The following is a 26,310-nucleotide window of genomic DNA, read 5'->3' as shown; positions in this document are numbered from 1 at the left end:
TCAGTATTGGTGACAGACCACCACAAGTATCCAACCTCAATTCTGTTCACAAGACCATCGTTGATGTTCTCGGCGAGCGATACCGTCGAATTTATTCTTAAAGTAGGTGCGGAATGACGGTTAGATGTTTTCATAAACACATTCAATTATAACGTGCTAAGATCTTCTTTATAAAGCAAGTTTCTCGGCAAACTAAACCATTCGCTTTTTGATATATTCCTACAAAACTAATCATAGTTGTGTAAGACTAACTTCTGCTTTTCGCTGTCACTGTCAGGTCTGAGCTAATATCAGTAAATTTCCCACCCCAAACCTATTTAACCGCTGCAGACCAATGGGCGCTAGGTCCAGGTATACAGGGTTGTTTTTTTTCTCCCGTGTGTTTTCCGTTTGTATCTGCTTCCGCTTAATCGTTTCCCAGCACAACCCGCCACGTAAGGGTGAAGTGCACGCATGCTGCGCCCTTGCTTGCCAGAACAATTCCGGGAAAGCGAACCGTCAGACGATACGAAGACGAAACTGATCCTACCCACCATTTCATCAGTTGGCTGACAAAACACACCGGGTGATGACACCGAACAGCCGTTTATTACTGGATGGCGCACTGTTGACCGTCAACGCCATCAAGGCGGGATATGGTCTCGGCAGGCTGCCCTATTGGTGAGTCAAGAAGGAACTTGAGCGCGGCTTGCTGGTGAGCGTGCTGGACGATGTCATTGCCGGACATCTGGCGATTCATGCCTTATGGCGGGCAACACCCGTAATGTTGCCCCGCTTGCGTCTGGCAATAGATGCGCTGGTCGCGGCCACCATAGCACGATTTTAGCGAACATCAGGCAAGTGCGTTGAGACGTTTTACCGATTCTCGCACCACCAAATGCCCGGCCAATTCCACATGCTGTGTCACCCCAAGTGACTGTGCAGGCACGAGCTGCTGCGTTAATAGTTGCAGTGCGGCTCTGGCAACCGCATCAAACGGCAAGTGGACCGTGGTCAGTGATACCGGCAGCATATCCAGCGGCAAAATATTATCCATTCCCACCAATGACATATCATCCGGAACGCGGATACCACGCTGTGCCAGCGCATCCACCACGCCCACCGCCTGATTGTCCGCCGCGCAAAAAACCGCGGTCACGCCAAGGCAGTCAGGGTGTGCGGAAAGCCAGCTCAGCATGGCATCGCGCGCGGTAAGGGGGTGGAAATCAGGCAAAGAAAGAATCAGTGACTCATCGACAGCAATCCCCGCCTCCAGCAAGGCATCACGGTAGCCGCGCTCCCGCTGTTTGATCGTGGTGCAAGACGACCAGGTCAAATGCAGAATTCGCCGGTGCCCGTGTTCTATCAGATGACGAACAGCGCAAGCCGCGGCGGAATAGTTGGCAGGCGTGACGCGGTTTAAACACATAGCGGGATCTTCACCGTTGATCAGCACGGCAGGTACGCCACTTTTCACCACCGCCTGCAACAAGGGGATACGCTCGTCATTGACGATCACAATGCCGCTTTGCCGCACACTTTGCAGCGATGTAATCAGTTGATCTTCCATCATTGCTTCATGCTCCGAGGGAAAGGGGCGCAGTCGGATATTACGCTGCGCGCACAAGGTTTTGAGCGCATTGATCAATGACAGAGAAACCAGATTGTAATCACTTTCCAGCATCAGGTTGCGTGGCGCTGCCAACAAAACATGGCGCAAGGGATCCAAGGCTTCTTCCACCGGTTTCGCCAATTTATGCAGCGGATAGCCCTGTTCAGCGGCAATCGCCAATATCTGCTGTTTGACTTTGGCACTGATCGGCGCAGTACCATTTAATACACGAGAAACCGTACTGATAGAGACGCCTGCACACTCCGCGATATCCTTTAATGTTGCCATTGTTCCTTCATCCCTGTGTTTGCGAGGCTCACGATAGACGGTTTTAGCAAGAAATCACTCAACGCATCAGCCCCCCTTTCCTATCGCTTATCTCTACACTGTCGAAGGTTAACGCAATAACAACCATAAGAACATTTGCACGCAGACAAGGGCCAAAGCCGCCATGTCACATTCTCTTACGTCTTTCTGCTGGCATTTAAATTGTTATATTATAACATATCAATAAATTTCTCTCTGTATGGCACTCGCGAGTGAGCTTCTATTCTCTTTCCGTCTGGGCGCGTATCAGCATTGCGCTGGCGCTGTTGGCGTTGTTATGGGCACTGGTCGCCTGGGCGGTATCGCTACCATGATCGCGCTGCACAACCTCACCTTCGGCTACACCGCATCTTCACCGCTTGGCACGCTGAGTGGCAGCTTCAGCGCAGGTTCACTGACGGCCATCGTCGGTGAAAACGGCAGTGGCAAATCGACTCTGTTAAAAACCCTTGCCGGACTGATTCCTCCCTTGGCAGGCTCGTTGACGCACGATGGCAACGCCGTGCCGCGCATTGGCTATTTGCCACAGCTGTCGGAGTTCGATCGCCAGTTTCCGTTGAGCGTCATGGAGTTGGTGTTGATGGGCAGCCTGCCGCAGCGCGGCCTGTTCGGTGGCCTCAATAGCCTCTGGCTGCGTAACGCGTATGCCGCGTTGGAGGCGGTTGCGATGACCGCGTTCGCCACCCGTCCTATCGGCCATTTATCGGGAGGTCAGCTACAGCGCGTCCTGTTTGCCCGCTTGCTGTTGATGGACGCCCCGGTGCTACTGCTGGACGAGCCGTTTACCGGTGTTGATGCCGAAACAACACAGGCTCTGCTGGCCTTGATGCACCAACGTCATCAGCAAGGATGCACCGTTCTGGCGGTGCTGCACGATCGTGACATTGTCGACCGCCATTTTCCGCTGGTGCTACAGCTCAGCGCCGCTGGCCATCGCTGGGGCGCAACCCACGATATATTCACCTCGGCACACTCCGCACCCCAGGGCACGCAGGCGCGGATCAGGGCGGTATTATGATAACAATAAGTCTCCTTTCACCGCTGGTGGAGTTCGGGTTTATGCGGCGCGCACTGGTGGGATGTATCGCGCTCACGCTCAGTGCCACGCCGCTGGGTTGCTTTTTGTTGCTACGCCGCATGAGTTTGATCGGCGATGCGCTGTCGCACGCGGTGCTGCCCGGCGTCGCCATCGGGTATCTGCTCTCCGGCATGTCGCTGTTGGCAATGGGGACCGGCGGGTTTATCGCCGGGCTGATCGTGGCGCTGCTTTCCGGTTTTGTCAGTCGTAACACGGCGTTAAAAGAGGACGCCAGCTTCGCCGGGCTCTATCTGGGTTCGCTGGCGCTCGGTGTGACGTTAGTGTCACTGCGCGGCTCCAGCGTTGATCTGTTGCACGTGCTGTTTGGATCAATTTTGGCGGTCGATCGCGGCGCGTTGATCGATATCGGCCTGATCTGTTCGGTCTCAATACTGCTGTTGGCATGTCTCTATCGTGATCGTGCGCTGGTGATCGAATCATTTGATACCACCTTTATGCAGCTCGCCTCACCGCGAGGACGCACGCTGATCCACGCGTTATTTCTCGCACTGGTGGTGCTCAATCTGGTGGCTGGGTTTCAACTGCTGGGCACGCTGATGACGGTCGGCATGATGATGCTACCCGCGACCTGCGCCCGTTTCTGGACAGCTCGCTTGCCCGTCATGCTGGCGGTCTCGGTGCTGGTGGGCATCGCGTCCAGCCTTATCGGCCTCCTGTGGTCCTACTATGCCTCACTGCCCGCCGGGCCTGCCATCATCCTGACCGCCACGCTGTTTTTCGCGTTCTCGGTCGCCTTCGGCGCTGAGGGCGGCATGTATAGAGAGGTGATGGCGATGGCGGTCATCATGTTCTCCTTTGGCGGTCTTGAACTGGTTGGGATCACTGCGGCTGAGGCCGATCGGCCAGAAAAAAGTATTCCGCGTGCCACCAATCAGGTTATTTATCGTATTCTGCTGTTTTATGTGGGCGCGTTGGCAGTGTTGCTGTCGCTGTACCCCTGGCAGAAAGTCGTGGAAGGCGGCAGCCCGTTTGTGCTGATTTTCCACGCGCTGGATAGCAACGTGGTGGCGACCGTGCTGAATCTGGTGGTGCTGTCTGCGGCGCTCTCGGTGTACAACAGTTGCGTCTACTGCAACAGCCGTATGCTGTTTGGCTTGGCTAAACAGGGCAACGCACCTCGCGCACTGTTGAGCATCAACAAACGCGGTATTCCGCTGAACGCGCTGGGCGTATCGGCGCTGGCAACTGGGCTGTGCGTGGTGTTGAACTACCTGATACCGGGCAAAGCGTTTGAGCTGCTGATGGCGCTGGTGGTGTCCGCGTTAGTGATCAACTGGGCGATGATTTGCATTACACACCTCAAGTTCCACCATGCGATGCAAGTGGCCGCAAAGGAAACGCGTTTCAAAAGCTGGGGCTATCCGGTGACCAACGTGATTTGCCTGCTGTTTCTGGCGGGTATTCTTGTGATCATGGCGATTACGCCCGGTATCCAGATCTCGGTGTGGTTGATTCCTGTGTGGCTGGTGGCAATGGCTGTGGCTTATCGGGTGAAGAACCGTAACCGCACGCCAGCAGATATCGTAGTCAGTGACGTGTAATTGATGGGAAGGGCGTACCTTGCGGTACGCCTTTCTTACTCATTAATCGTCGAGATACTCCAACGTCAGGCGCTGTGTCACACGGGTAATCAGCTCGTAAGCGCTGATCTTGGTGTGTGCGGCGATCCGCTCGACGGGCAGCGCATCTCCCCACAATATCACCTCATCGCCCACCCGCTCCTGTGCATCGGGTCCCAGATCGACCGTCAACATATCCATCGATACGCGTCCCACCAATGGCACTTCACGGCCATTGACCAGTACTGGTGTACCAAACGGTGCTGAGCGCGGATAGCCATAGCCATACCCCATCGCGACCACGCCGAGCAGGGTATCGCGCTCGCTGGTCCAGATACAGCCGTATCCCTCGGCTTCACCCGCTTTGTGCTCGCGCACCGCGATCAGATGTGAGGTGAGCGTCATGGCCGGTTGCAGTCCAAAATGTGCTGCAGTTTCGGTGGCCAGTGGTGATACGCCGTAGAGAATAATCCCCGGTCGTACCTGATTGCGGTGCGCCTGTGGCCACAGCAGAATACCGCCGGAAGCCGCGATAGATTGCGCGCCCGGTTTTCCCTCAGCGAAGGCATCAAAGCAGGCGATCTGTTTCAGAGTGGTATTGAACTCAGGCTCATCGGCGCGGCAAAAATGGCTCATTATATTCACCGGTTGCACCACATTGCAGCACTGGGTCAGCCGTTGATAAAACGCTTCTGCCTTATCAGGACGGACACCCAAACGGTGCATGCCAGTATCCAGCTTCATCCACACGGTAAGGGGATGCGGTAAATCAGCCTGCTCCAATGCTTCCAACTGTTCGACGCTGTGCACCGCGGTTTCCAATTGATGCTGCGCCAGTAAGGGAAGGTCATCGGCAGAGAAAAACCCTTCCAGTAGCAGGATGGGTTTGGTGATGCACGCTTGGCGCAATGCCAACGCCTCCGCGAGTCGGGCGACGCCGAAGCAGTCGGCATCCTGAAGGGTGGTGGCGCATTCCACTGCGCCGTGGCCGTATGCATTGACCTTGACGACGGCGACCAGCCGACTGTTAGGCGCTAGCTGGCGCACGCGCTGCATATTGTGACGCAATGCGCGGCGACTGATGACGGCGGTTGCCGTTTTCATTTCTACTGTCCTTAGCGCTGCCCGCTCAGGTGCGCTATTTATTCATCATCGTATTGTGGACCGGCGTAATTATCAAAACGCGACCATTGCCCGTTGAAGGTCAACCGAACGGTACCGATAGGGCCGTTACGCTGTTTCCCCAAGATAATCTCAGCGATGCCTTTCAAATCGCTGTTTTCATGATAAACCTCATCACGATAGATAAACATAATCAGGTCGGCATCCTGTTCGATAGAGCCGGATTCACGCAGGTCGGAGTTGACCGGGCGTTTGTCCGCTCGCTGCTCCAGACTACGGTTAAGCTGAGAGAGTGCGACCACAGGCACTTGCAATTCTTTTGCCAATGCTTTGAGAGAACGGGAAATTTCGGCGATCTCAAGAGTTCGGTTATCCGAAAGGGCGGGCACCCGCATTAGTTGCAGGTAGTCGATCATGATCAGGCTGAGGCCATCATGCTCGCGGAAAACACGGCGTGCACGGGAGCGCACTTCCGTGGGCGTCAGGCCGGAAGAGTCATCGATATACATGTTCTTCTTCTCAAGCAGAATGCCCATGGTGCTGGAGATGCGCGCCCAGTCCTCATCATCCAACTGCCCGGTACGGATACGGGTTTGATCCACACGTGACAGCGAGGCCAGCATACGCATCATGATCTGTTCGCCGGGCATTTCCAGACTGAAGATCAGCACGGGCTTTTCTTGCATCATGGCGGCGTTTTCGCACAGGTTCATGGCGAACGTGGTTTTTCCCATTGAGGGGCGCGCCGCGACGATGATCAAATCCGATTTTTGCAGCCCGGCGGTTTTTTTATCCAGATCCTGATAGCCGCTGGAAACGCCGGTTACCCCGTCGTGCGGACGTTGATACAACTGCTCGATGCGTGAGACGGTATCTTCCAGAATGCGATCGATACTTTTTGGGCCTCCATCCTTGCTGGCGCGGTTTTCGGCGATCTGAAACACGCGCGATTCTGCCAGATCCAGCAGATCCTCACTGCTGCGACCTTGTGGATCGTAACCCGCATCGGCGATTTCATGGGCAACGGCGATCATCTCACGCACCACCGCCCGTTCGCGCACGATATCGGCGTAGGCACTGATATTGGCGGCGCTGGGGGTGTTCTTCGCCAGTTCTGCCAGATAAGCAAAACCACCGACCGTGTCCAGTTCGCCTTTTTGCTCCAGCGACTCGGACAGGGTGATGAGATCGATGGGCTTGTTCAATTCCAACAGCCGCTGCATTTCGCTGAAAATCAGACGGTGGGCGCGGTTGTAGAAATCGTTGGCGACGACGCGTTCTGCGACGTTATCCCAGCGCTCGTTGTCGAGCATCAAGCCGCCCAGAACCGACTGTTCCGCTTCCAGCGAGTGGGGCGGAAGCTTTAACCCTTCCACCTGTCGGTCGCGGGGCTGTTTCGATGGGGGTGCGGTGCGCTTTTCTGCCATGGGATTACGTTCTTTATTGGTTGATTTGTCGTTCCATAAGGAGGCATTGTATACGAAACTGACGTGATAAAAACGCGCCCGTGTGTTTATCGCACCGGACTGCATCAGGAGAAAACATGGCGAAACGCATTCAATTCAGCGCCCACGGCGGCCCTGAGGTGCTGGAGTACGTTGATTTTACCCCGCGTGAACCGGCTGTAGGTGAAATACAAATTGAAAACCGTGCTGTCGGGATCAACTTTATCGATACCTACGTGCGCAGTGGGCTTTATCCGGTACAGGCCTTCCCATCTGGGCTGGGCACCGAGGCGGCGGGTGTGGTGGCGAAAGTCGGCGCGGGCGTAAGCGGTTTTCAGGTCGGCGATCGCGTGGTGTATGCGCAAGCGGGGCTGGGGGCTTACAGTGCGGTGCACAATGTGGTGGCGGATCGCGTAGCGCATCTGCCGGATGCTATCAGCTTTGAGCAGGGTGCGGCGTCGTTCCTGAAAGGGCTGACGGTATACTACCTGCTGCGTGAAACCTATGAGATTAAGTCCGGTGAGACATTCCTGTTCCACGCGGCCGCCGGTGGCGTTGGCCTGAATCGCCTGCCAGTGGGCCAAGGCGCTGGGCGCGAAACTTATTGGTACGGTCGGGTCAGATGACAAGGCGGCGTTGGCGCGCCAGGCGGGTGCCTGGGCGACCATCAACTATCGCAGTGAGAACATTGCGCAGCGGGTACTGGAATTAACCGATGGGCAGAAGGTGCCCGTGGTGTACGACTCGGTGGGTAAAGACACTTGGGAAGCCTTGCTCGACAGCCTGCAACGTCGCGGTTTGATGGTGAGCTTCGGCAACGCTTCCGGCCCGGTGACCGGCGTGAACCTGGGCATTCTGAATCAGAAAGGGTCGCTTTACGTGACGCGTCCATCGCTGTTTGGCTATGTGACCAATCGTGCAGAACTGGATAAAGCGAGCAGCGAGCTGTTTTCGCTGATTGCCAGCGGCGCTATCAAGGTAGATGTTTCTGCCAATCAGATCTTCGGGCTGTCGAAAGCGCAAAAGGCGCATCGCGCACTGGAGAGCCGTCAGACGCATGGTTCCTGCCTGCTGATCCCAGGACGATAAGTGAGCCGCTATAATCTGTCGTAATGGTAATAGTAGGTGGTCAGCGTAAATAAAAAGTAAGGGCCCCAAACGGGGTCCTTGTTGCTGCATTATTTTTTGATATTTCATCATGCTGTATGGTAGGATACAGCGTGGCGAACGTCAGCACATCGAGGCGTAATTTTTTTGGATGATGATGCTCTGACGCGGATGAAATCATTTTTTATTGATTTGCGCAGGCTGCGTGTCCTGTGCGTGTTACCGGTTACGCAAACCGCCTTGCTACATGGAGGCTGTCATAGTGACCAAGAGCCGCCATCCTAACAGCGGCTTAGGGGAAAAAATATCTGCTGGCGCACAAAATTGGCGTAAATTACCGGGGATCGTGGTGCTCAGAAGCGGTATTTGCTGCTGCCGTCACAACGCGTGGCATCAGCGGTAATCACGCAGCGGTTTTTGCTGCCAGTAACACCACAGCCAGACGATCGCCACCGCCAGCAGCAGCCAGGGCAGTACTTTGATGGCGGTAACAATCAGCCCACCCACCAGCATGACCACGGCAGCAATGACCAGTGCGCCCAGTGCGCCCAGTACGCCAATCAGTGAAATCCCGGTGACCATTAACATCACGAAAAAGCCCACAACGAACAAAAACTCCAGCATGATTCTTCTCCTCAGTTAGGTGTGCCGTACTAACGGCGCGTTCTGCGGGAGGTATTACAAGAAGTATGCCAACCTTCCCCTTCTGATAACGTATTGATTTATCAGAAGGGAATGCCGGTGTGGGCAATAGATTGTGGCTATTTTGACTAACTGTTGGTGTTTTTTATACTGCGCGATCACGTACCAGCGCCAGTGCCGCTTCCACCACCGGGATGCCTGCGCCGGGTTTGTGGGCATTTTCGCTTAAATGACGACGCCATTGACGCGCGCCGGGAATACTTTGGAACAAGCCCAGCATATGGCGGGTGATATGGCCCAAATAGGTTCCGTTGGTCAGTTCATGCTCAATGTAAGGGTACACCGCTTCTACCACGCTAAACGGGCTGACGGCGGGTGCATCAATACCGAACAGCTGCGAATCGACATCCAGTAGCAGGCCGGGATTTTGATAGGCTTCTCGTCCCATCATCACCCCATCGAGCTGTGTCAAATGGGTTTTTGCCTCTTCCAGCGTTTTTACACCGCCATTAATGGCGATGGTCAATGCCGGGAAATCGCGCTTGAGCTGATAGACGCGCGGATAATCCAGCGGTGGGATCTCGCGATTCTCTTTCGGACTCAGGCCCGAAAGCCAGGCTTTGCGCGCATGGATAATAAAGGTATCGCACTGGCCGCGCTCGGCCACGGTGTGAACAAAATCGCACAGAAAAGCGTAGCTATCCTGATCGTCGATGCCGATACGGGTTTTCACCGTAACGGGGATCGATACCCGATCGCGCATCGCTTTGATGCAGTCCGCCACCAGTTCGGCTTCTGCCATCAGGCAAGCACCGAAGCGTCCATTCTGCACGCGGTCCGAAGGGCAGCCGACGTTGAGATTGATCTCATCGTAGCCGCGCTGCTCTGCCAACTGTGCGCACTGCGCCAGCGCGGCAGGATCGCTGCCGCCCAACTGCAACGACACCGGATGCTCGGTATCACTGTAAGCCAGATAATCACCCTTGCCGTGGATAATGGCGCCGGTCGTGACCATCTCGGTGTACAGCAGCGTTTGACGGGTTAGTTGGCGGTGGAAATAACGGCAATGGCGGTCGGTCCAATCGAGCATCGGCGCGATGGAGAAGCGGTTGAGGCAGTGATTGCCGGAATTAGCAGGTATTACACTGTTTCTGTGGGTTTTTGTTTCTGTCATATTTTCGTGCATTTTTATCGATTTCGTTATATTTTTGCATTTATGGGACACCATGCAGGACTCCTCGTTTTGGTGTCCTGCTATGCGGAGAAAATAACGAAATGGCGTACTTTACGATTGTTAAACGACCCCGCGCAGATGGAACGGTAAGATACCGTTGTACCGTGGGTGTGAAAGAGCAGGGTAAACACCTTTACCGCGAAAGTAAAACGTTTGGAAAATTGGCGCTGGCGAAAACATGGGGTACACGTCGTGCAGCTGAACTTGACGAACGTGGTGTCCCGTCCGATTCAGATGCAAACCAAATCAGTGTGCGACAATTGTTGGTGAAGTACATCAGCGATCCGGACTTGGGCGGTAAAGCTGGGCGTACAAAGAATTATGTTCTCAACATGCTGGTGGACTGTGACATTGCAGAGATAAAACTAGCCGACCTGTCCGTAAATGATGTGATTGAGCATGGGCGCTTGCGTGCTGGCGCAGGGGCTGGACCTGCAACGGTTTCTCATGATTTGAGCTATCTATCATCCGTTCTGGCTTCTGCCAAACCTATTTTTGGTATCGAATACACTGCGAATCCAGTCGCTGAAGCACGTGTGCTGCTGGTTAATATGGGAGTGGTTGGTAAATCGCAGCGGCGAAGTCGTCGTCCTGTTGGTGATGAATTGGCACGACTTGAGGAAGGACTACGGGCACGCCAAGATCACCGATCTGCGGCGATTCCGTTCATAGATATACTCAATTTTTCTATTTTATCGTGTATGCGAATTGGCGAGGTATGCCGTATTCGGTGGGATGATATTGATGAGAAACAAAAGGCGGTTCTAGTCCGTGATAGGAAAGACCCGCGCAAGAAAGACGGTAATCACATGATGGTTCCGTTATTGGGAAATGCCTGGAGGATCGTTCAGCGACAACCGAAGAAATCAAAACTGATTTTTCCCTACAATGCGAAATCTGTCACTGCGGGGTTTCAGCGGGTGCGTTCTGCTTTGGGGATCGAAGACCTTCACTACCACGACCTGAGGCGGGAGGGGGCTAGTCGGCTTTTTGAGGCAGGGTTTAGTATAGAGGAGGTTGCTCAGGTAACTGGGCACCGTTCTTTGAATGTGTTGTGGCAGGTCTACAGGGAGCTGTACCCCAATAGCCTGCATCAGCGCTTTGATGAGCTATCAAAACAACGTTCATGATGAACAATGTTTTAATTCTTTTGCCGCCGCGATACGGCGCTGGTCAATAAAATCGGCCAAGTCTTTAACATGCACCATGCGCGGAGCCTTTTGAGTGTCCCCGATGCGAAACGTAGGAATCGGAAGTTTACCGGCCCCTGCTTTACTTTCGGCTGTCGCTGGTTTCATCCCAAAAAAACGCTCAGAGATATCAGAAAGTGGAATGGTTGCAGTGTTGAATTCAGCCATCAGCAAAAACATAGTATTCATTTCAAACCTCGCTTCTTCATGGCTTCGAGCAGGATGTCCTGCACTTCGCGTTTTGAATCGCGCCGCTGCATTACCAGTTCGTCTACGGTATCAGCTGAGATAATGTGGTGTATCCAGACCGGACGGTTATGCCCTGCCTGTATCTGGCGTGTTGGCCCTATACGTTCGATAATTTGTTGGTACTGTTCCAGATCCCACCAGTGAGAGAAAAACGCCAGGATGTTGCCGCCATCCTGTAAGTTCAGGCCGTGGCCTGCGCTGGCTGGGTGAGCAAAAAGGACAGGTATTTTTCCGGCGTTCCAGTCGCGCAGCGTCTGCGGATCGGAATCAAGCTGTTTACCCTTTGGAAAGGCTTTCAGCAAACGGGCTAAATCGCTTTTAAAGTGGTAGGCAACCAGCACAGGCATACCGCCAGATTCGGCAATCACACTTTCCAGCGCCTGTAATTTGGCGTCGTGGATTTCTGACCAGGTACCTTTGTCGTCGGTATAAACAGCGCCGCTGGCGATTTGCAGGCACTTCACCGTTTTAGCGGCGGCGTTCTGCTCTTCGATGTCGGTGCCGTCCAGTTCCAGAAACATCTCCTTTTCCATTTCGCGATATTGCTGCCACGCTTTTTCGGGTATCTGTACGCGGATCACGTTGTGGATCGGTTCCTCAATAACAAACCAGTCGGCGGCATCCAGCGAGATAGTTACATCACGTAGCGCTGCCTGCATTTGTTCCTGCGCAAAGGGACGTGGTTCCAGCTTTTACCACTGCTGACCGGGAAACTGAATGTTGTTGAACCAGCGAGAAGTGAATGCGCCAAAGGTACGCCCCAGGCGCTGACCCTGATCAACAAACCATGCTTGGCCCCACAGGTCGATCAGGCCATTCGGTGCAGGCGTACCGGTGAGGTTCATCCAGCGGTGTACGTGTTTATGCGCGACTTTCGCCAGCGCCGCTGCGCGTTTGCCGCCCTGACGTAACCGGAATGACTTTAGCCGGGTGCTCTCGTCTGCGACCACTGTACCGAACGGCCAGCGATCCCCCAGCGTTTCAACCAGCCAGACCAAATTATCGTAGTTGGTGGTATACACGCTGGCATTGGTGTTTTGCAGCGCAGCCAGCCGTTCTTTGACTGTGCCGACAATCGGCTGCATCTCAATGTTGCGTAAGTGATTCCATTTATCGACTTCATCTGGCCACGTTGACCGTGCCACACGCAGCGGGGCGAGAACCAGCACCGGTTGGGTTTCGGCCCCGCACATAAAGAGATCTTCTATTGCTGTTAACGCTGAAATGGTTTTGCCCATCCCCATACCGCACCACACGTTATTGCGTGGCGACGTCATAACGTGGTCTATAATCAGATGCTGGTAGGGACGAGGGATGAATACTTTTTTCATTGCCGCCTTCCAGATAGTGCGCAGATTAATTTCCGCGCTTTATTGTCAGAAGAGTTTCGCTATATCTACGCCGTAGACTTCCAGCCATGCATCGCGGGGATAGCACAATACGCGCGCGTCAATTTTTGAATCCCAGTAAAACGATTCCATGGCGTCATGCTCGTCCTGCCATGTGGTGAGTTGGCGGTAGCTGTACCAGGTACCTGTGGCGCGCCACACTGAGCGGACTGACGCATATTCCTTGCTGGCACCTAAAAGCGCGGCCATTTCATCACGGTCTTTTATCGCCTTATTGGCGATGCGCTGGTAAACAGCATTACGCTGGCAGGCGGTGGCTTCCCGTTTTTCGCTGATCTGCGCTTTGGTGCGGATGGCTTCATCGCGTTCATCGGTGAGTAATTCATTTTTCTTTGCAAGTTCGGCGGCGAGCATTAATGCTTCGGAGAATGATTGGGGTACTGGGTGTTGAGGCAACTGATAGCTGCCTTGCTGGCGCAATGCTGGCAAAACTTCTTCGCATACCCAATCCTGCACACGTTCGGCAGAGGGGAGCTTGCTTTTCAATATCAGGCGGTAGAGGTCAGACTCTGGCGCAAGAATGATACCTTTCGGATAAAAGCCTAAATTCAATTCCGTCGTTTCGACGGAATCAATCTTAATCAATGACTTACAGTGCTTATTTAATGCCTGATGTGGGTCGCTATACCCAAGAGTTTTCGCCAGTTCGACCGCGAAGAACACTGGCTTGCCTTGGTAGAGCGTTCCCTGTAGCTCGATATCTGAATCAGCAGACTTAAAAAGCATGAGTTGTGTTTTGGTAATTTTGGTCATAACAATTTCTCCATAATTAAACGGATGTGGTTATCAAAGTGCTAACGGGTAAAATTTTGCAGATTGGTGTTCAGATCGCTTACACTTGGCTTAACACAGGAGGATTTCCCTATGGTCCAGGTTGCATTTGATACTCAAGAGTTCGTAGAAACGCTGGAAAACGCCGGGTTGCCGAAGGACCAGGCCAAGGCGATATCTCTTGTTGTGCGAAAATCACACGAAGTAGCAGATCTTGCTACAAAGCGCGATCTCGACGATGTGCGCAAAGACCTGTCTGCAGATATTGCCGAAGTGAAGCGCGATATCGCTGACGTTCGCAAGGATATGGCTGCTTGCTTCGAGAAGAACGAAGCTCAGATGCAGGCACGTTTCGAGAAGAACGAAGCTCAGATGCAGGCACGTTTCGAGAAGAACGAAGCTCAGATGCAGGCACGCTTTGAACAGCTGGACAAACGGCTAGATTTTTCCGAAAAGCGCTTTGATAGGCTGGAAATAAAATTCGACCGTCTGCAATGGTTCTTGGTTGCTGCCGCTTTGGGTTTTTTATTTAAAGAAATGATTATGCGGTTGTTCGGTTATTAATTACTCTTTGAGTCGGTAGCTCAGATTGGAAGAGCGTACGTGTTATCAAACCGTAAGGACGCGGGTTCGAGTCCTGCTCGACCCTCCACTTTCAGTAACCCCCCTCCCGCGTCAGGCGGCTAACCTGTTTGCGCAGCCGCCTGTTGTCTTCCGCCATATACCCAATCACCGCCCTGAGCGTCTGCGTTTCCCAGTCCTCGTTAGGCTGCCTGCTCAGACTGACCAGATAGCGGGCATCGTCGATACTCTCGCCGCCGTTGGTGATGGCGACGACCTCGCCCATATTGGGGTGTCTGAAGGTCAGCACCCGTGCGTTATCCAGTTTCATTGAATACCCTCCATATTTTTGCTGTCCAGTACCACCACGGTAAATCCCAGCGCCCTGAGCCGGGCGTGTTCGCGCTGCTGGGCAGGGCGGGCTTTCTGCCCCGGTGCCTTGCATTCTACAAACAGCACCCGGCCTCCGGGGAGTACCACCAGGCGGTCTGGCACACCCCGCCTGCCCGGTGACACGAACTTGTATGCGATGCCGCCAGCCTTTTTCACTTCCGCTATCAACTGTTTTTCGATGGCGGATTCACGGATGTAGGTCATTTGTCATCATGCCGATTCGAGGCAGAACGTTTGAGACAGCTTCGCCAGTCCCTTGGGGGTCACCAACACCTGCTCGCGGATTTTGTCAGTGCCGTCGTCACAGGGAATAATCGAGATTTTATGCTCGAGGTGGCCGGACTGGATTTTGCTCTGGTAGGCCATCCAGTTCTTTCCGCCAACGCGGCGATAAATCCAGCCACGCTCACGGAGAAAGGCGAACAGGTCTTTGGGGCGTACCTGCAACTCCTTGGCAGCGTTGGTGATGCATATGCCGCCGTCAGATTTTGCGATGCGGTGCAGGGCTTTCACGTCTGGGGCCATCTCCTCAACTTTGCTTTCAAGAGCGATAACCTTTTCGGTGTAGGTAAGCAGGATGCCGCGCATGGCTGCGGGGTCGTTGAGCATCTGAACGGGATAGGCAGGCAGGGACTTGATGCGCTTCTCACACTGGATAAAATACTGGCGCGCCTCCTTACCTTGCTCGTTGCGCTCGACCATCGAAAGCTCTTTCGCCATGTCGATGCTGATGGCGTAATCTTTGAGCGGTTGTTGGCGAGCTCAAATTATCAACAATTACATAGTCGATATTTTCGACAAATCCGTACTGCTTGATGCGGTCTTTAATCCAGTTGGAGAAGTCCTTGCCGACCTTCAGGAATTCGTGAAGGTCACGGGCGTTGACCGTCTGGACGGCTTCGCCATTGATGCTATTGGTTTCGATGGCAATCAGTTGATGTTCTTTAGACATAGTAAGGTCCTCACAAGTCAATGTGATTAATGAAACCCCGGCACGATACCGGGGCGGGATGAGTGATTAGTGGCGTTGTAAAATTCGGCGAGATGTCAGGAAGATGTGTTTGCTACTTGCGCTTCGTTAAATGTAAATCCTACCTGTCTTAAACGTTGAATCAAACGGGGAACCGTTTCCCGGACATGGTCGTTAAAATTGAGATAGAGAATGCCAGCGGCATCAGAAGGTTGTTCAAGATGTTGTTTTTACAGAATGATCACGTTACTTCGCCCGAGAGACGATAATAGCATCCCCATTTCCAGAACAACATTCTGCCGTGCGCGGGGTTGAATACCGGTTTCCCCTTCTCTTTTAGCGTAACCCATGTCATCTGGCGTCAGCAGGACAATACCAAAACGCGTTGCTGTCTGACCTTGACCCATTTCGCGTTCAAGTTCTTCAATAATCGTCAGGCCAGTGCCACCCGTGTTTTGCAAAATGAAATGATCGGGGAGTCCCAGCTTATGCAATATGAGTTCAAGCTGCTCCTTTGCCGCATGGTCATGACCATGCACGATAAAAATTTTTTTAGCGGGTTCTTTGGGCGCTGGCACATCAGCTCGCTGAGCGGGTGCCGTGCCTAGCCGTTCATTAATAAGGGTTTCAACCCCAGGTTTTGCTTGTGGTACCCCCTGGATCTGGATAGTCCCTGTTTGATAGAGGTTAACGATTGCCCCGTTGCTCAACCGATAACAACGGTGACCTGCCTTGACTTCATCGCCAGTGATATCGAAACCGCAATCAGCCAGAAACTGGGGAAAAGCATCAAGGGGATGTGGGTATTTGAGTGCCATTTCATTGAGGTCCTGCATTATTCCGTTCCTATAAACTATGAAATATTTGATTAATCAGCAATGACCCTGCTCGCTAATCCTTTCTGTAATGGCAGGCTTCGAAACCGCCAGCAGACAGTGGCAGGTCTAAAGCCCATGCGGGGTTAGTTGCGAGCAGGGTGCTCAGATGTCCGTGGGAGTAATCAGCAATGTCGGGGGCTTCGGTCAGCACTTCGTCATGCACGGTCAGTATGATGTCGTAACCGCTGTCTTCTACTCGGGGCATATTCGCGGCCATCACATCACGGGCGGTAGCCTGGGTTACGTTCTCTGCCAGCTTGCCGCCGTAGGTTTGCAGGCGTTGCCATTTCCGGCTGTAAGTATTGATGCCCATATAACTGATTTTTCCGCTGTCGTCGATACGTGCGCCGGGATAACAGACCGCCCGGCCAGAGGGAAGCTGAATACGTAGCCAGCTTCCGTCGCGGCGAAGCTTTAATTTGCGACAAGAAATGGTTATGCCGGGTGTGGCAATGGCGCGCCGGACGACATCTTCCAGTTCATACCAGAAAGCGGTTATTTCAGGGTGTGCATTGCGCCACAGTCGTTTGAGCGAATCGCAGGTGATAAAAACGGCTCTGGATAGCCCAAAGGTATTGTTTTCTTCCTCAGAAATTTCCCACCACTCGACCGCTTTACATCGTATCGATGCGGGTATCTCAGGCGGGGCGATCTCCGCCAGTTCATCCAGATTAAGCCCATAGGCGACAGAAAAGATCAGGAAAGCGGCGACCCCTCCCTGATACCCCAGAGCTAATTCGAGGACCTTACCGATTTGGCGTTGGTCTTTTGAGACATCGTCAGGGTTTATACGAAAGGCCCGTGCATAAGCCAGCTTGTACAGGTCATGTCCAGTGCCCGCGTCATAATCACGAAACGCCTGTAATTTCCAGTCTTCTTCCGCGAGCCACGCCAGTACGCGCCCCTCGATGTTGCTAAGGTCAGATACCACCAGTTTTTTACCCGCAGGGGCCATGATGCAGCCGCGCAACGCTGAACTGGTCAACTGCATCACATCGTCGTAAAGCAGGTCGGCGCACCCGGCTTTCAGTGCTTCAATACCAAAATCAATCTCGGCTTGTTTTAGCATTGGTCTGGGTAAATTTTGCGGCTGAAATAATCTCCCGGCCCATCGCCCGGTACGCGACGCTCCACAAAATTGCAGAGTTCCGCGCAGGCGTCCGTCGCGGCTGACGCCTTTCATCAGGGTTTTGTATTTGCTGGTGCTGGTGGAGCTGGCCTGTAGGCGAATAGCGAGTAGTTCGCGGAGTTCAAACGGTAAATCAGGATCGTTAACCCGGCGCTGCAAGGTGCTGGCCTGCATATCGGGCAGTTCGATACCAAAGGCTTCTGCTATGTGTTTCAGCATGGCGTCACGCTGTGTTGCCGCTTGCACCTCGTTGTCCGTGAGTTCCCGCGTTCGTTTGGCCAGAACCTTCTGTTCACTGTCAACCGCCGTCACCGCTGCTTCTGCGAGGGGGACATCCATGAATACGCCGCGATCATTGATACGCTGATCACGGTGCCAGAGCGCCAGTTCCTGGCCTGAGTAATTCCAGGCAGGTAGCTTTTTGTCGATCTCACGCATGGCATCAATATCCAGCCCGGCGTACTCAACGAATCGCTGCCACTCGACAGGATGTGTTTTGGCGGTAGCGCGGCGAATAGCGCTGTTTTTGGGTCGAGGCTTACAGAATAGCTGGATCAGTTGCTTACCAGCCTTATCCTTGGCTTTATCCTGCGAAACACTGAGAATGTCACACAGATCGCCCAGAGATCCCGGCAGGCCGTGCGCCAACGCCCTGACCATTGTATCCCGCCAGCGCTCAACGCCACCGGCTGCTACACCCGGCATGGCGTGATTTAATACCGTGCGGTCGAAATGTGAATTGTGAGTATATAGAAGAACTTCGGGGTCTTTTAGTGCAGAAGCTAATTTTAGGGGGATGGGCGCACGGGAAGTCAAGTCCCAAACATTCACCGGCGCATCGTCAATCGCCCAGGCAAACAGCATAATCTCTGCATGTTCAGCATATGCGTGAACCCCATTTTTAATTGGAATTTCGCTATATTTTTCAAGGTCTAACCAGAGTTTTTGCATAGCTGTTCCTTGCGGGTGTTTTGCGAAAAGGGTTACTTGTTGCAAAACACCCGGCGTTTGGGCCGGGTGTTTAATTATTTAAGGGGGATAAAGGGGGTTGCTGCGCCTCTGGTCATATATTGCGGCAGTGTGCCGTCCCACTTTCCAATCGCCTCAAGTTGCAACACTTCTGGATTTTTGCGCAATGCTTCCCCGCGTAGTGCAATCGCATCGGCTTCTGCTTTAGCCCGTAGCATTGTGGACTCCGCTTCTCCACGAGCCTGTTCGATGGCTTTTTGTGCTTCAGCTTTGGATTGCGCGATTTCATTTTCACGCAACAAGGCGCGCTGGGTGGCTTCGATTTTCGCGTTGATGGACTCTTTTACCTTTTGTGGGTAGTCCAGGTCGCTGACCCATGACAGCTTTACAATCCTGATGCCGACGGGGTCGAGCTTGGATTTCAGATCCTGTGTGACCAGCTCCAGTAACTGCGTTTTACCGCCGGCGGCGAGCGAGTTGATATCCATCTTTCCAGAGTGGTTGATCAGCGCGTCGCTGATGTTCTGGCGCAGGTTGACCTCGGTGATTTCGTCCACCCCCTTGCGGTAGGTCTGAAATATTTTGGTCACCTTATCCGGATCGACGTAATATTCGACGCCGATCCGGGCTTTCACATCCATTGAGTCAGCAGTCTGGAAAGTGAATGGCTGGTCGTAGTTGTGTAGCTGGTTGAACGTGGGAAACTGGTAAATGTCTTCGTTCCAAGTTAACCAGTATTTACCCACGCCCACTTCCTGCTGCTGGACGCCTTTTTCGTCACCGTAGAGATCTACTTTTACACCAACATACCCCGCGGGCACGGTGGCGCGTTCGCAACCCGTCAGCACCAGCGCCGACACGGTGAGGACGGCAGCAAAAATAAGTTTCTTCATTTCTTTTCCTTAGTCATCAAGAGGCCTTTGAAAAGGGCGAACAGGCACGGCGGCGTAGTAAACGCCAGCACGAAGCCGGATATAACGGCAACCGTGTCCTTCATGGATATGAGGGCCGGAACCAGAAAGCCATAAACAAGCGCGGCAATGGTCAATATTGCGACCAGCCGGGTATAGACTTTTAACATTCGGTACCTCAGAAAGTACCCGGCACCTGGCCGGGTGGTGAGTGGGTTTAAATCAACGCTTCCGCGTCAGCGCCTTCGGTGATGGGCTCGAAGTCGTCGACGCTTGCCACGCCGCTGCCACTGAACGCATCGCCATCACGCAGGAACTGGACGCCGCTCAGCGAAGCGTTAATGCGCTTACCAAATTTGTTATCCATCGCCCAGATGTCCAGGGTGACGTTAACGTAGCAACCCGCATAGGGTTTACCGTCCGCGGCGGTCAGCGCCGAGCGGTCGCGGTCGACCACCAGGGGACGCGCCTTGTTACTGGTGCTAATAAAGTAGTTCCCGCTAAACCCTTCGTACTGGACTTTCTCATCGCCGTCATGCAGGCAGAGGTTAAGTTTCTTCTCCAGCTGGTTGTAAAGGGGTTCCCACTTCTCGCCCCATTTCTCTTTTGCGGCCTGTTTCATCGTGTTACGAAATTCATTAAGTTGAGGATGTCTGGCGTCCAGCAGGAAAACAGCGGAGAAACGCGGTTCACCTTCACTGTTGACGGCTTTTGATTCGAACAGCGCAGGAAAGGCCAGACGCACGTTATTCAGTTTTACTTTCATCGTGATGCTCCTTAAATGAGGGATTCAGCGGCTTCAACATCGTCAAAGTCGTTTACGGGATTGATAATTAATGCCGGTTTCGGATCGGCTTCTGGCACCATGGCGGGTTTTCCATCAGGGCGGGTGATCAGGGTTTCGACTTTTGCCCAACGGCGCGGATTGTCTTTTTTCAGCAGGTTTTCGGCCTGTTTGGGGCCGATCAGTTTATGCGTGTAAATCGGATTGCCCTTCAGCCTGAACGATTTGAGAAGCGCTTCCGCTTCGCGCTCATCACCCCAGATGCGATTCCCCTGTTTGCCCTGAACCAGTTTATAGCCGGATACGGGGTGCCCATTTTGCAGCAGGTTAAATGCGGCTGAGCGGACGTTTTTACACCAGCTTTCGATATGGTCAATCAGCGGTAGCGTTTCGCCCAGCCATTTCCCATCCGATTCAGCCAGCTTCTGACGGGCAGTGGTGAGTGCGTCCGCCAGCGGCGGCGGGTCGGATATCTCGCTGAAATCATTCATCAGCGCAGCCGACACATACTCCGCTTGCGCCTGGCATTTACCCCGCCGCTTGCACCAGCGGCAGGTTTTCTCACCAGGGTGATAGGCCGAAGCAGGGATAACATCCGGGCCGTTTTCCCCGGCGTCGTCTGCCAGTTGCAGCACATCGGCGGCGATCGCTTTTACGTTTTGCCCGAACTCTTCCAGATTCTGTACGCTGCATTCGTATTCGCTGATGTGGTTTATGCGGGGCTGGTGGATAAACATCCGTACACGATGGATGTCGGCAATCAGGCTGACCTGCTCCAGCGCCCCGAGGGCGTAAAGCATGAGCTGGGGGTTTTCGAACGCATCCACTTTCTCATAACCGTATTTGAGGTCGTGGATCTGGAGTTCATCACCGATGATGATGACCGCATCCGATGTACCAAACTGATTGGGGATACCAACGATGTGAGAGAAGTCGCATTTCTGCTCTACCAAGAGTATCGCGCCGGGTTGCTGCGCCAGCGTCCAGACCGCTTCAACGTATTCTCCCACCTTATCAACCATTTCCTGGCTGACCTGTGGGACAGGACTGGCTTTTGACTGAGGTTTCAGCCGGTTACGGAGAATCGTTTCGGCCAGATGATGCGCTGTTGTGCCTTCTTCGGCATAACTCGTGGTTTTGTTCGGCTCAAACTGCTCCGCTGCCAGTGCCGCGTTGCAATGTAGCCAGCGGTGAGCTGATGAGGGGGAAAGTTTCGCGTGGATATCTGGCATGGCTTATCCCTCCGCCAGCGCCTGTTTTGCCAGCGTTACAACCTCTGCCAGCCTTTCCTGTGGCACCTGCCCCAGTTTCTGGGCACCGAACTTATTCAGGATGTCTATCGCCTGGTTACGATAACCGCCTGTTGTCAGTTCCATAATCAGGTTTCTCGCCCGCTCGAAAATCTCTTCCGGGGTATCGCCAACGGTGGGCTCTGTTTCCTTTTTGGCCACTGTCGGCTTAACACCTGCGCGTTCATCGCGTGGCGTATCCAGCAATAATTCGGCGTATTCGCGACGTTCGGTGATCCCCGGCAACGTGTCCCAATGCTCGATTATCTGAATGGCCAGATCGAATACGTCCTCACCATGCAGTTGGGGTGCGCGCGGCACGCCTTTCAGGGCCATCGTCAGCGCGTCAATCTGCTCATTGCGATCTTTGCCGTTGAGCGTTTCCGTTACGTCAACCGCGGCGGAGAGTTTATCGCTGTCCAGATAACGGCCCTCGTTACCGTAGAGCGCAGCCAGCGCAACGGCTACCGGCAGGGGTTGATCCTCAAGACGGGGGTTTTCCTGTTCCGCTTTTTTGGCGCGGTTGCTGTCTGTTTTCGGTTGTGGGGAGGCAACGGGGGTCAAGGTGTTACCGCCCTGCATGGCGGAAATGAGCAGGTGTATCGCCTCAGTATTTTCTTTCAGGGCCAGTTCAAGGTTCATGAGGTACCTCAGATATAAAGGGTGATGGGGAAGTGAGCGTTAGGGTTTCGTTCGAGCGCATCGCGTTTGCGCAGGTAGTGCAGACGGCGAACGGCGTTGTTTACCGGCGCAGTGGCTAACGGGGCTGTTTTAACTTTTTCTGGTTGTTGCATCGTGATCCTCCTCAGCGAACTTAATAAAGCGCCCGCGACCAAGGCCGACGCTTGATAAATTCACATTTGCTTGAGGGACACGCAGCAAAAAACATGTCCCTCATCACGTTCCTGTCTCGCATTCCGGTTTTAACGGGTTAGCCAAGACATTCAGCGGGCCACTGAATTGCGGGGTGTGACTGCCCTGTCCAGATTGTTAAAGAGCTATAGTACGTTTTGTTTTAAAAAGAGTACAAATAGTAGCTCACCCTGTCAATACGAAATGTAATTTATTTTGAAGGGGGCAAAAAAAAGCCCACGCATGTGGGCTGGTATACAGATGCTATGTTATTCAATGTGTCTAGTCAGGTATCGTTTCTACGTATCTAGATGATTTTACGATAGCGGCTACAAAGTAAATGATATCAATGTCTTTTTCATCAATAGTTAGTGGTGGGTGCTGTTGGTTTACACTGAGCAATTGGTAAGAACCCTCTCTATGATAACCGAGTCTTTTGATCATATTTCTACCGGCGGTCGTACGAACAAATACATCATCTCCAGCGCATACAGCAGAGCCGGGCTCGACGACAACGAACTCCCCTGATGTTATTCGAGGAAACATACTATCGCCCTTTACCCTAACGGAAAAAGCTCTTGGGTCCGGACTAAATATTTGCAGATAGCCAGCGAGATTTTCTTGCATGTCAAACTCACCGTCAACTCCCATAACGGCCTCACCGTGCACCGGGACTGACCCTTCCTTTAGCATGCCTACGAATTCTATTTTATCCGGCTTAGTTTCCTGCACGGTTGCATCTGAATGCAAACTAAGTTCGCGTATGTTAAGTATCTCCATGATTTTAGCTATATCTTCGATACTGGGCTCTCTTCTTCCATTAAGCCAGTGAGCGATTGCTCCCTGAGTTTTTCCCAGCATCTCTCCCAATCTTTCCTGCGAAAGACCCTTTTCTTTCATTTTGGCTTTAGCCAATACATTCCACGTTTGCTTCATGTTATTAGTATTACACTCCGTAATTTTAAATGAAGATACAATATGTAATACCTGTTTGCGATTTAAAATTACGTAATGTATTTTTGTGGTGTTCTGATCTCTCGAATCACAGGATGTTTACGATGAACAACATAAAAAGCCTTATAAAACAATCAGTAATGTCCCAATTAGAGCTTGCCAAGGCTTTAGGACTGTCTCAAGGCGCTATTGCGCACTATGAAAAAGGTATACGCAGACTTAATGTCGATAACGCAAAAAGAATTTTAGCTGAGTTTAATAGTAGGGGGACGTACTGCACTTTTGAGGATGTATTTGCTTCTGGTGCACGTAACACCCTTCACCAAGTCCCCGCCACATCCACCACCAAGGCCAAATGACCCATGCCCATACGGTATTCAATGGGGCTGCACGCCAGCGATGTTCGCCCCAAGCCAGGGGTGTGCGAAAACTTCAGGCGTTTTAGTGACACGCTTGAAGATCTTCGCACTGCCATCGGCATCTCGCAGGAAGACACCCGGGCGCAGATGTACGCCAAAAAAGCACGCCTGCCCTATATCTGGCATTCGATGAAGGATGTTGTTGTTGGTCGTTATGCGCTCAATGCTGGTGATCGCGATGTGCTGTTCCTTGATATGGACGGCTGTGATGAAGAGGCATGGCGGGCGTTGCGCGATGCACTGGCCTGTTTCTCATGCTTCACGTACTCAACACCCAGCCATCTGCACCCAACCGTAAAGGGTGAGCAGCGCTGGCGCATCTGCATGGAGCTTGACCGTTCGGTTACGCCAGAAGAATATAAATGTCTTGGCCCGGCGGTAGAAAACTGGCTGATGGACCGCATCAATCTGCTGGATGACTACCCTGTCCGCTGGGACCGTTCCGTCTATAACCCTGACCATATGCTCTACGGACCCGACGAGAACGCGATATTCGACCGTTTCAGCGGTACGCCTGTTACCGTCGATATCCTGCTGGCAAGGGCGGGTGATTTACCGATCTGCCCCGTATCCGACCACTCTGGCGATGATTTATCGCGCCTCGTCGATCTGAATAACGTTACCCAAGAGACCTTTGACGATCTGCGTTCGGCAATGTGGCATCCCCCTGTGCTGGCCGATGCACAACCCGAATGTAGCAGACATAACGCCTGGGCGTCAATGGGCTGTCGTCTCGCGTGGTTTATCGGGACCGAATTTGAAAACCAGGCCAGAGAGCTGTGGCTGGAATGGTCTGTTGCGGGTGGCGGCAGTGCTGCTGATATTGCAGAGGCTAAACGCCGCTGGGATGAGGGGAAGCTCGTTGCCGATCGTACCGGTTATCAGGCCATCTTTACCCGTGCGCAGAAAGAAGGCTGGATAAATCCCGGTGCAGAGCGTATGCGCTTATCCTCTGCCGCCAGCGTAGAGGATTTTGAAGACCTGACCAGTACCGAAGTTGCAGAACCTGCGCCGTTGCCTCCTTTCAGAAGAGACAATAAAGGAGCCATAGAAGCCATTATCGACAACGTAGCGTTAGCGCTTTTGCGTCCTACTTTTATGGGGGTAGAAATTCGTTACGATATTTTCCGCGATGCAATTATGTTGGCCCCAAAAGGAACCAACGGCTGGCGTGCATTCGGCGATGAAGATTATAGCGAACTCCGCGTTATCCTTTCCCGGCGTAGCTTCAAAGAGGTCAATAAAGAGCTAATGCGCGATGCTGTTTTTATGGTTGCTAAAAGACAGCCTTTCGATTCTGCTACCACATGGCTCAACGGGCTGGAGTGGGACGGTGTGCCACGTATTGAATATTTCTACCATACGCACTTCGGTACCGCCGACACGCCATACACGCGCGCGGTGTCCATGTACATGTGGACGGCGCTGGCGGGCAGGGTGCTGGAGCCGGGCATCAAAGCCGATATGGTGCCTATCCTGGTTGGTGCTCAGGGGCTGCGTAAATCAGCTGGGATTGCAGCTCTCTCACCAGACCCTGAATTTTTTGCTGACATATCTTTTGCTGATAAGGACGACGATCTTGCACGCAAGATGCGCGGATGCCTGGTAGCGGAAATAAGCGAATTGCGCGGACTCAACACCAAAGATCTCGAGTCAATCAAAGCCTGGGTGACACGTACCCACGATAAATGGGTTCCAAAATTTCGCGAATTTACAACTACCTTTGCGCGCCGAGGGATCCCCCTTGGGTCATCTAATGAGGACGAGTTCCTTGCTGACAAGACCGGGAACCGTCGCTGGTTGCCTGTGGACGTCGTCGAAATGGTTGATACGGATGCCATAGCGCGAAACAGAGAACTACTGTGGGCGGAGGCCCGAGAGACGTTTAAGCACCTCGGTGGCATCCAGTTCTGCGAAGCTGAGCGCCTCGGTGCGAGTGTCCATGAGCAGTACACTATTAAGGATGCATGGCTGGAGACGGTAGAGAAATGGCTCGACACGCCCGACCTGATGACTAATGACATTCCGCGAAACTGCGAATTTTTACGCACTAGTGACGTGCTGCGTGATGCGATTGGGTTAAATCCCAGCCATATCGGAAAACGCGAAGAAATGCGAATTAGTAATGTTTTGCAAAATTGCGGTTATAAGCGCGTTCAGCGTCGTGTTGACGGCAAAGTGCTGAAGGTTTGGACGGCAGTGTATCCACCTGTATCCACCTAAAAGCGGAGGTGGATACAGTTTAAGTTATTGAATTTTAAAGGTTGTATCCACCGTATCCACCTATTGCTTCTTATGTGTGTGTGATCGTATAAGTCCGTTTTACCAGTTTATATCCGTCATTCCGCACCTGATTTTTCTTTTTTCGGGACTTGACGGTATTCTGAAGTTCTGAATTTATTACTGCTTTTTGCAGACCAATCAGCATGAGTACTCCCCACGTTACCATCCGTAAC

Annotated in this window: 26 protein-coding genes, 1 tRNA gene and 3 pseudogenes; 9 read left to right on the top strand and 21 right to left on the bottom strand. The window is 53.0% G+C overall.

Features of this window, described 5'->3' with window-relative positions; all coding sequences use genetic code 11:
- Nucleotides 1–688 precede the first annotated feature (688 nt).
- Complete coding sequence (locus ACTBDZ_RS04510) at nucleotides 689–826, top strand: hypothetical protein (RefSeq protein ID WP_438814418.1); 138 nt, start codon at nucleotides 689–691, stop codon at nucleotides 824–826.
- A 6-nt stretch (nucleotides 827–832) separates the two neighbouring features.
- Here the strand turns inward: ACTBDZ_RS04510 and ACTBDZ_RS04505 are convergent, their stop codons facing one another.
- Entirely contained in the window at nucleotides 833–1,879 is a 1,047-nt protein-coding gene (locus tag ACTBDZ_RS04505; protein WP_438814417.1) for a LacI family DNA-binding transcriptional regulator, read from the bottom strand.
- A gap of 316 nt (nucleotides 1,880–2,195) precedes the next feature.
- On the opposite strand from ACTBDZ_RS04505, the gene ACTBDZ_RS04500 reads away from it, so the two are divergent.
- Nucleotides 2,196–2,936: a metal ABC transporter ATP-binding protein gene (locus ACTBDZ_RS04500; protein WP_438814416.1), complete on the top strand. Its 741-nt coding sequence runs from the start codon at nucleotides 2,196–2,198 to the stop codon at nucleotides 2,934–2,936.
- Nucleotides 2,933–4,558, top strand: a complete 1,626-nt coding sequence (locus ACTBDZ_RS04495; RefSeq protein ID WP_438814415.1) for an amino acid permease — start codon at nucleotides 2,933–2,935, stop codon at nucleotides 4,556–4,558. The genes ACTBDZ_RS04500 and ACTBDZ_RS04495 overlap by 4 nt, the downstream gene beginning before the upstream one ends.
- Before the next feature lie 42 nt (nucleotides 4,559–4,600).
- On the opposite strand, the gene alr is transcribed toward ACTBDZ_RS04495, so the two are convergent.
- Nucleotides 4,601–5,680 (bottom strand): alanine racemase, encoded by a 1,080-nt coding sequence (gene alr, locus ACTBDZ_RS04490; protein WP_438814414.1) that lies wholly within the window; start codon nucleotides 5,678–5,680, stop codon nucleotides 4,601–4,603.
- 38 nt (nucleotides 5,681–5,718) lie between these two features.
- On the bottom strand, nucleotides 5,719–7,125 hold the full coding sequence (gene dnaB, locus ACTBDZ_RS04485) for a replicative DNA helicase (protein ID WP_438814413.1): 1,407 nt from the start codon (nucleotides 7,123–7,125) through the stop codon (nucleotides 5,719–5,721).
- Nucleotides 7,126–7,241: 116 nt separating this feature from the next.
- Between dnaB and ACTBDZ_RS04480 the strand changes: the two are divergent.
- Nucleotides 7,242–8,232, top strand: a pseudogene (locus ACTBDZ_RS04480) (quinone oxidoreductase).
- A gap of 411 nt (nucleotides 8,233–8,643) precedes the next feature.
- Here the strand turns inward: ACTBDZ_RS04480 and pspG are convergent.
- Both pspG and dusA read right to left on the bottom strand, forming a co-directional pair.
- Nucleotides 8,644–8,874, bottom strand: coding sequence for an envelope stress response protein PspG (pspG, locus tag ACTBDZ_RS04475; RefSeq protein ID WP_438814412.1), 231 nt, complete (start codon nucleotides 8,872–8,874; stop codon nucleotides 8,644–8,646).
- A 163-nt stretch (nucleotides 8,875–9,037) separates the two neighbouring features.
- Nucleotides 9,038–10,078: a tRNA dihydrouridine(20/20a) synthase DusA gene (dusA, locus tag ACTBDZ_RS04470; protein ID WP_438814411.1), complete on the bottom strand. Its 1,041-nt coding sequence runs from the start codon at nucleotides 10,076–10,078 to the stop codon at nucleotides 9,038–9,040.
- An 89-nt stretch (nucleotides 10,079–10,167) separates the two neighbouring features.
- Here dusA and ACTBDZ_RS04465 point away from each other — a divergent pair, with 89 nt between their 5' ends.
- On the top strand, nucleotides 10,168–11,256 hold the full coding sequence (locus ACTBDZ_RS04465) for a tyrosine-type recombinase/integrase (RefSeq protein WP_438814410.1): 1,089 nt from the start codon (nucleotides 10,168–10,170) through the stop codon (nucleotides 11,254–11,256).
- On the opposite strand, the gene ACTBDZ_RS04460 is transcribed toward ACTBDZ_RS04465, so the two are convergent.
- The 3 genes and pseudogenes from ACTBDZ_RS04460 to ACTBDZ_RS04450 form a co-directional block, all read right to left on the bottom strand.
- Nucleotides 11,251–11,505 carry a pyocin activator PrtN family protein gene (locus tag ACTBDZ_RS04460; RefSeq protein ID WP_438814409.1) on the bottom strand — a complete coding sequence of 85 codons (255 nt, stop codon included), beginning with the start codon at nucleotides 11,503–11,505 and terminating at the stop codon, nucleotides 11,251–11,253. The two genes, ACTBDZ_RS04465 and ACTBDZ_RS04460, sit on opposite strands and share 6 nt — an antisense overlap.
- Nucleotides 11,502–12,896, bottom strand: a pseudogene (locus ACTBDZ_RS04455) (SNF2-related protein). Before ACTBDZ_RS04455 ends, ACTBDZ_RS04460 begins: the two are co-directional and overlap by 4 nt.
- A gap of 45 nt (nucleotides 12,897–12,941) precedes the next feature.
- Nucleotides 12,942–13,727: a BRO family protein gene (locus ACTBDZ_RS04450; RefSeq protein ID WP_438814408.1), complete on the bottom strand. Its 786-nt coding sequence runs from the start codon at nucleotides 13,725–13,727 to the stop codon at nucleotides 12,942–12,944.
- A gap of 111 nt (nucleotides 13,728–13,838) precedes the next feature.
- Here ACTBDZ_RS04450 and ACTBDZ_RS04445 point away from each other — a divergent pair, with 111 nt between their 5' ends.
- Complete coding sequence (locus tag ACTBDZ_RS04445; protein ID WP_438814407.1) at nucleotides 13,839–14,309, top strand: DUF1640 domain-containing protein; 471 nt, start codon at nucleotides 13,839–13,841, stop codon at nucleotides 14,307–14,309.
- 9 nt (nucleotides 14,310–14,318) lie between these two features.
- Nucleotides 14,319–14,397 (top strand) — tRNA-OTHER (locus tag ACTBDZ_RS04440).
- Between the two features lie 3 nt (nucleotides 14,398–14,400).
- On the opposite strand, the gene ACTBDZ_RS04435 is transcribed toward ACTBDZ_RS04440, so the two are convergent.
- The 13 genes and pseudogenes from ACTBDZ_RS04435 to ACTBDZ_RS04375 all read right to left on the bottom strand — a co-directional run bounded on the left by ACTBDZ_RS04435 (nucleotide 14,401) and on the right by ACTBDZ_RS04375 (nucleotide 23,396).
- Complete coding sequence (locus tag ACTBDZ_RS04435) at nucleotides 14,401–14,637, bottom strand: hypothetical protein (protein ID WP_438814406.1); 237 nt, start codon at nucleotides 14,635–14,637, stop codon at nucleotides 14,401–14,403.
- Nucleotides 14,634–14,903, bottom strand: a complete 270-nt coding sequence (locus tag ACTBDZ_RS04430; protein ID WP_438814405.1) for a VRR-NUC domain-containing protein — start codon at nucleotides 14,901–14,903, stop codon at nucleotides 14,634–14,636. The genes ACTBDZ_RS04435 and ACTBDZ_RS04430 overlap by 4 nt, the downstream gene beginning before the upstream one ends.
- 6 nt (nucleotides 14,904–14,909) lie before the next feature.
- Nucleotides 14,910–15,401, bottom strand: coding sequence for a phage antirepressor KilAC domain-containing protein (locus ACTBDZ_RS04425; RefSeq protein WP_438814419.1), 492 nt, complete (start codon nucleotides 15,399–15,401; stop codon nucleotides 14,910–14,912).
- Nucleotides 15,402–15,446: 45 nt separating this feature from the next.
- A pseudogene (locus ACTBDZ_RS04420) lies at nucleotides 15,447–15,651 on the bottom strand (antA/AntB antirepressor family protein); the annotation flags it as partial.
- Nucleotides 15,652–15,899: 248 nt separating this feature from the next.
- Complete coding sequence (locus tag ACTBDZ_RS04415; RefSeq protein WP_438814404.1) at nucleotides 15,900–16,505, bottom strand: TIR domain-containing protein; 606 nt, start codon at nucleotides 16,503–16,505, stop codon at nucleotides 15,900–15,902.
- Nucleotides 16,506–16,560: 55 nt separating this feature from the next.
- Nucleotides 16,561–18,627, bottom strand: a complete 2,067-nt coding sequence (locus tag ACTBDZ_RS04410) for a DNA polymerase I (protein ID WP_438814403.1) — start codon at nucleotides 18,625–18,627, stop codon at nucleotides 16,561–16,563.
- A gap of 74 nt (nucleotides 18,628–18,701) precedes the next feature.
- The gene (locus tag ACTBDZ_RS04405; protein ID WP_438814402.1) at nucleotides 18,702–19,538 is read right to left on the bottom strand and encodes an SPFH domain-containing protein; all 837 of its coding nucleotides are present in this window, start codon (nucleotides 19,536–19,538) and stop codon (nucleotides 18,702–18,704) included.
- Entirely contained in the window at nucleotides 19,535–19,726 is a 192-nt protein-coding gene (locus tag ACTBDZ_RS04400) for a hypothetical protein (protein WP_438814401.1), read from the bottom strand. Before ACTBDZ_RS04400 ends, ACTBDZ_RS04405 begins: the two co-directional genes overlap by 4 nt.
- A gap of 47 nt (nucleotides 19,727–19,773) precedes the next feature.
- Nucleotides 19,774–20,322 carry a DUF2815 family protein gene (locus ACTBDZ_RS04395; protein WP_438814400.1) on the bottom strand — a complete coding sequence of 183 codons (549 nt, stop codon included), beginning with the start codon at nucleotides 20,320–20,322 and terminating at the stop codon, nucleotides 19,774–19,776.
- Between the two features lie 11 nt (nucleotides 20,323–20,333).
- Entirely contained in the window at nucleotides 20,334–21,572 is a 1,239-nt protein-coding gene (locus ACTBDZ_RS04390; RefSeq protein ID WP_438814399.1) for a DUF2800 domain-containing protein, read from the bottom strand.
- Between the two features lie 3 nt (nucleotides 21,573–21,575).
- Entirely contained in the window at nucleotides 21,576–22,271 is a 696-nt protein-coding gene (locus ACTBDZ_RS04385) for a hypothetical protein (RefSeq protein WP_438814398.1), read from the bottom strand.
- An 8-nt stretch (nucleotides 22,272–22,279) separates the two neighbouring features.
- Nucleotides 22,280–22,423 (bottom strand): hypothetical protein, encoded by a 144-nt coding sequence (locus ACTBDZ_RS04380; RefSeq protein WP_438814397.1) that lies wholly within the window; start codon nucleotides 22,421–22,423, stop codon nucleotides 22,280–22,282.
- Between the two features lie 340 nt (nucleotides 22,424–22,763).
- Nucleotides 22,764–23,396 (bottom strand): S24 family peptidase, encoded by a 633-nt coding sequence (locus tag ACTBDZ_RS04375; protein ID WP_438814396.1) that lies wholly within the window; start codon nucleotides 23,394–23,396, stop codon nucleotides 22,764–22,766.
- Nucleotides 23,397–23,539: 143 nt separating this feature from the next.
- Between ACTBDZ_RS04375 and ACTBDZ_RS04370 the strand changes: the two genes are divergently transcribed.
- Together ACTBDZ_RS04370 and ACTBDZ_RS04365 are read left to right on the top strand one after the other, a co-directional pair.
- The gene (locus ACTBDZ_RS04370) at nucleotides 23,540–23,794 is read left to right on the top strand and encodes a helix-turn-helix transcriptional regulator (RefSeq protein WP_438814395.1); all 255 of its coding nucleotides are present in this window, start codon (nucleotides 23,540–23,542) and stop codon (nucleotides 23,792–23,794) included.
- A 21-nt stretch (nucleotides 23,795–23,815) separates the two neighbouring features.
- Nucleotides 23,816–26,077 carry a VapE domain-containing protein gene (locus ACTBDZ_RS04365; protein ID WP_438814394.1) on the top strand — a complete coding sequence of 754 codons (2,262 nt, stop codon included), beginning with the start codon at nucleotides 23,816–23,818 and terminating at the stop codon, nucleotides 26,075–26,077.
- The last annotated feature ends 233 nt before the right edge of the window (nucleotides 26,078–26,310 follow it).

It is taken from the genome of Symbiopectobacterium sp., from assembly GCF_051710365.1.
Classification (GTDB): domain Bacteria; phylum Pseudomonadota; class Gammaproteobacteria; order Enterobacterales; family Enterobacteriaceae; genus Symbiopectobacterium.
The sequence above is the reverse complement of the archived record's forward strand: the minus strand, read 5'-3'. Positions and strand labels throughout refer to the sequence as shown.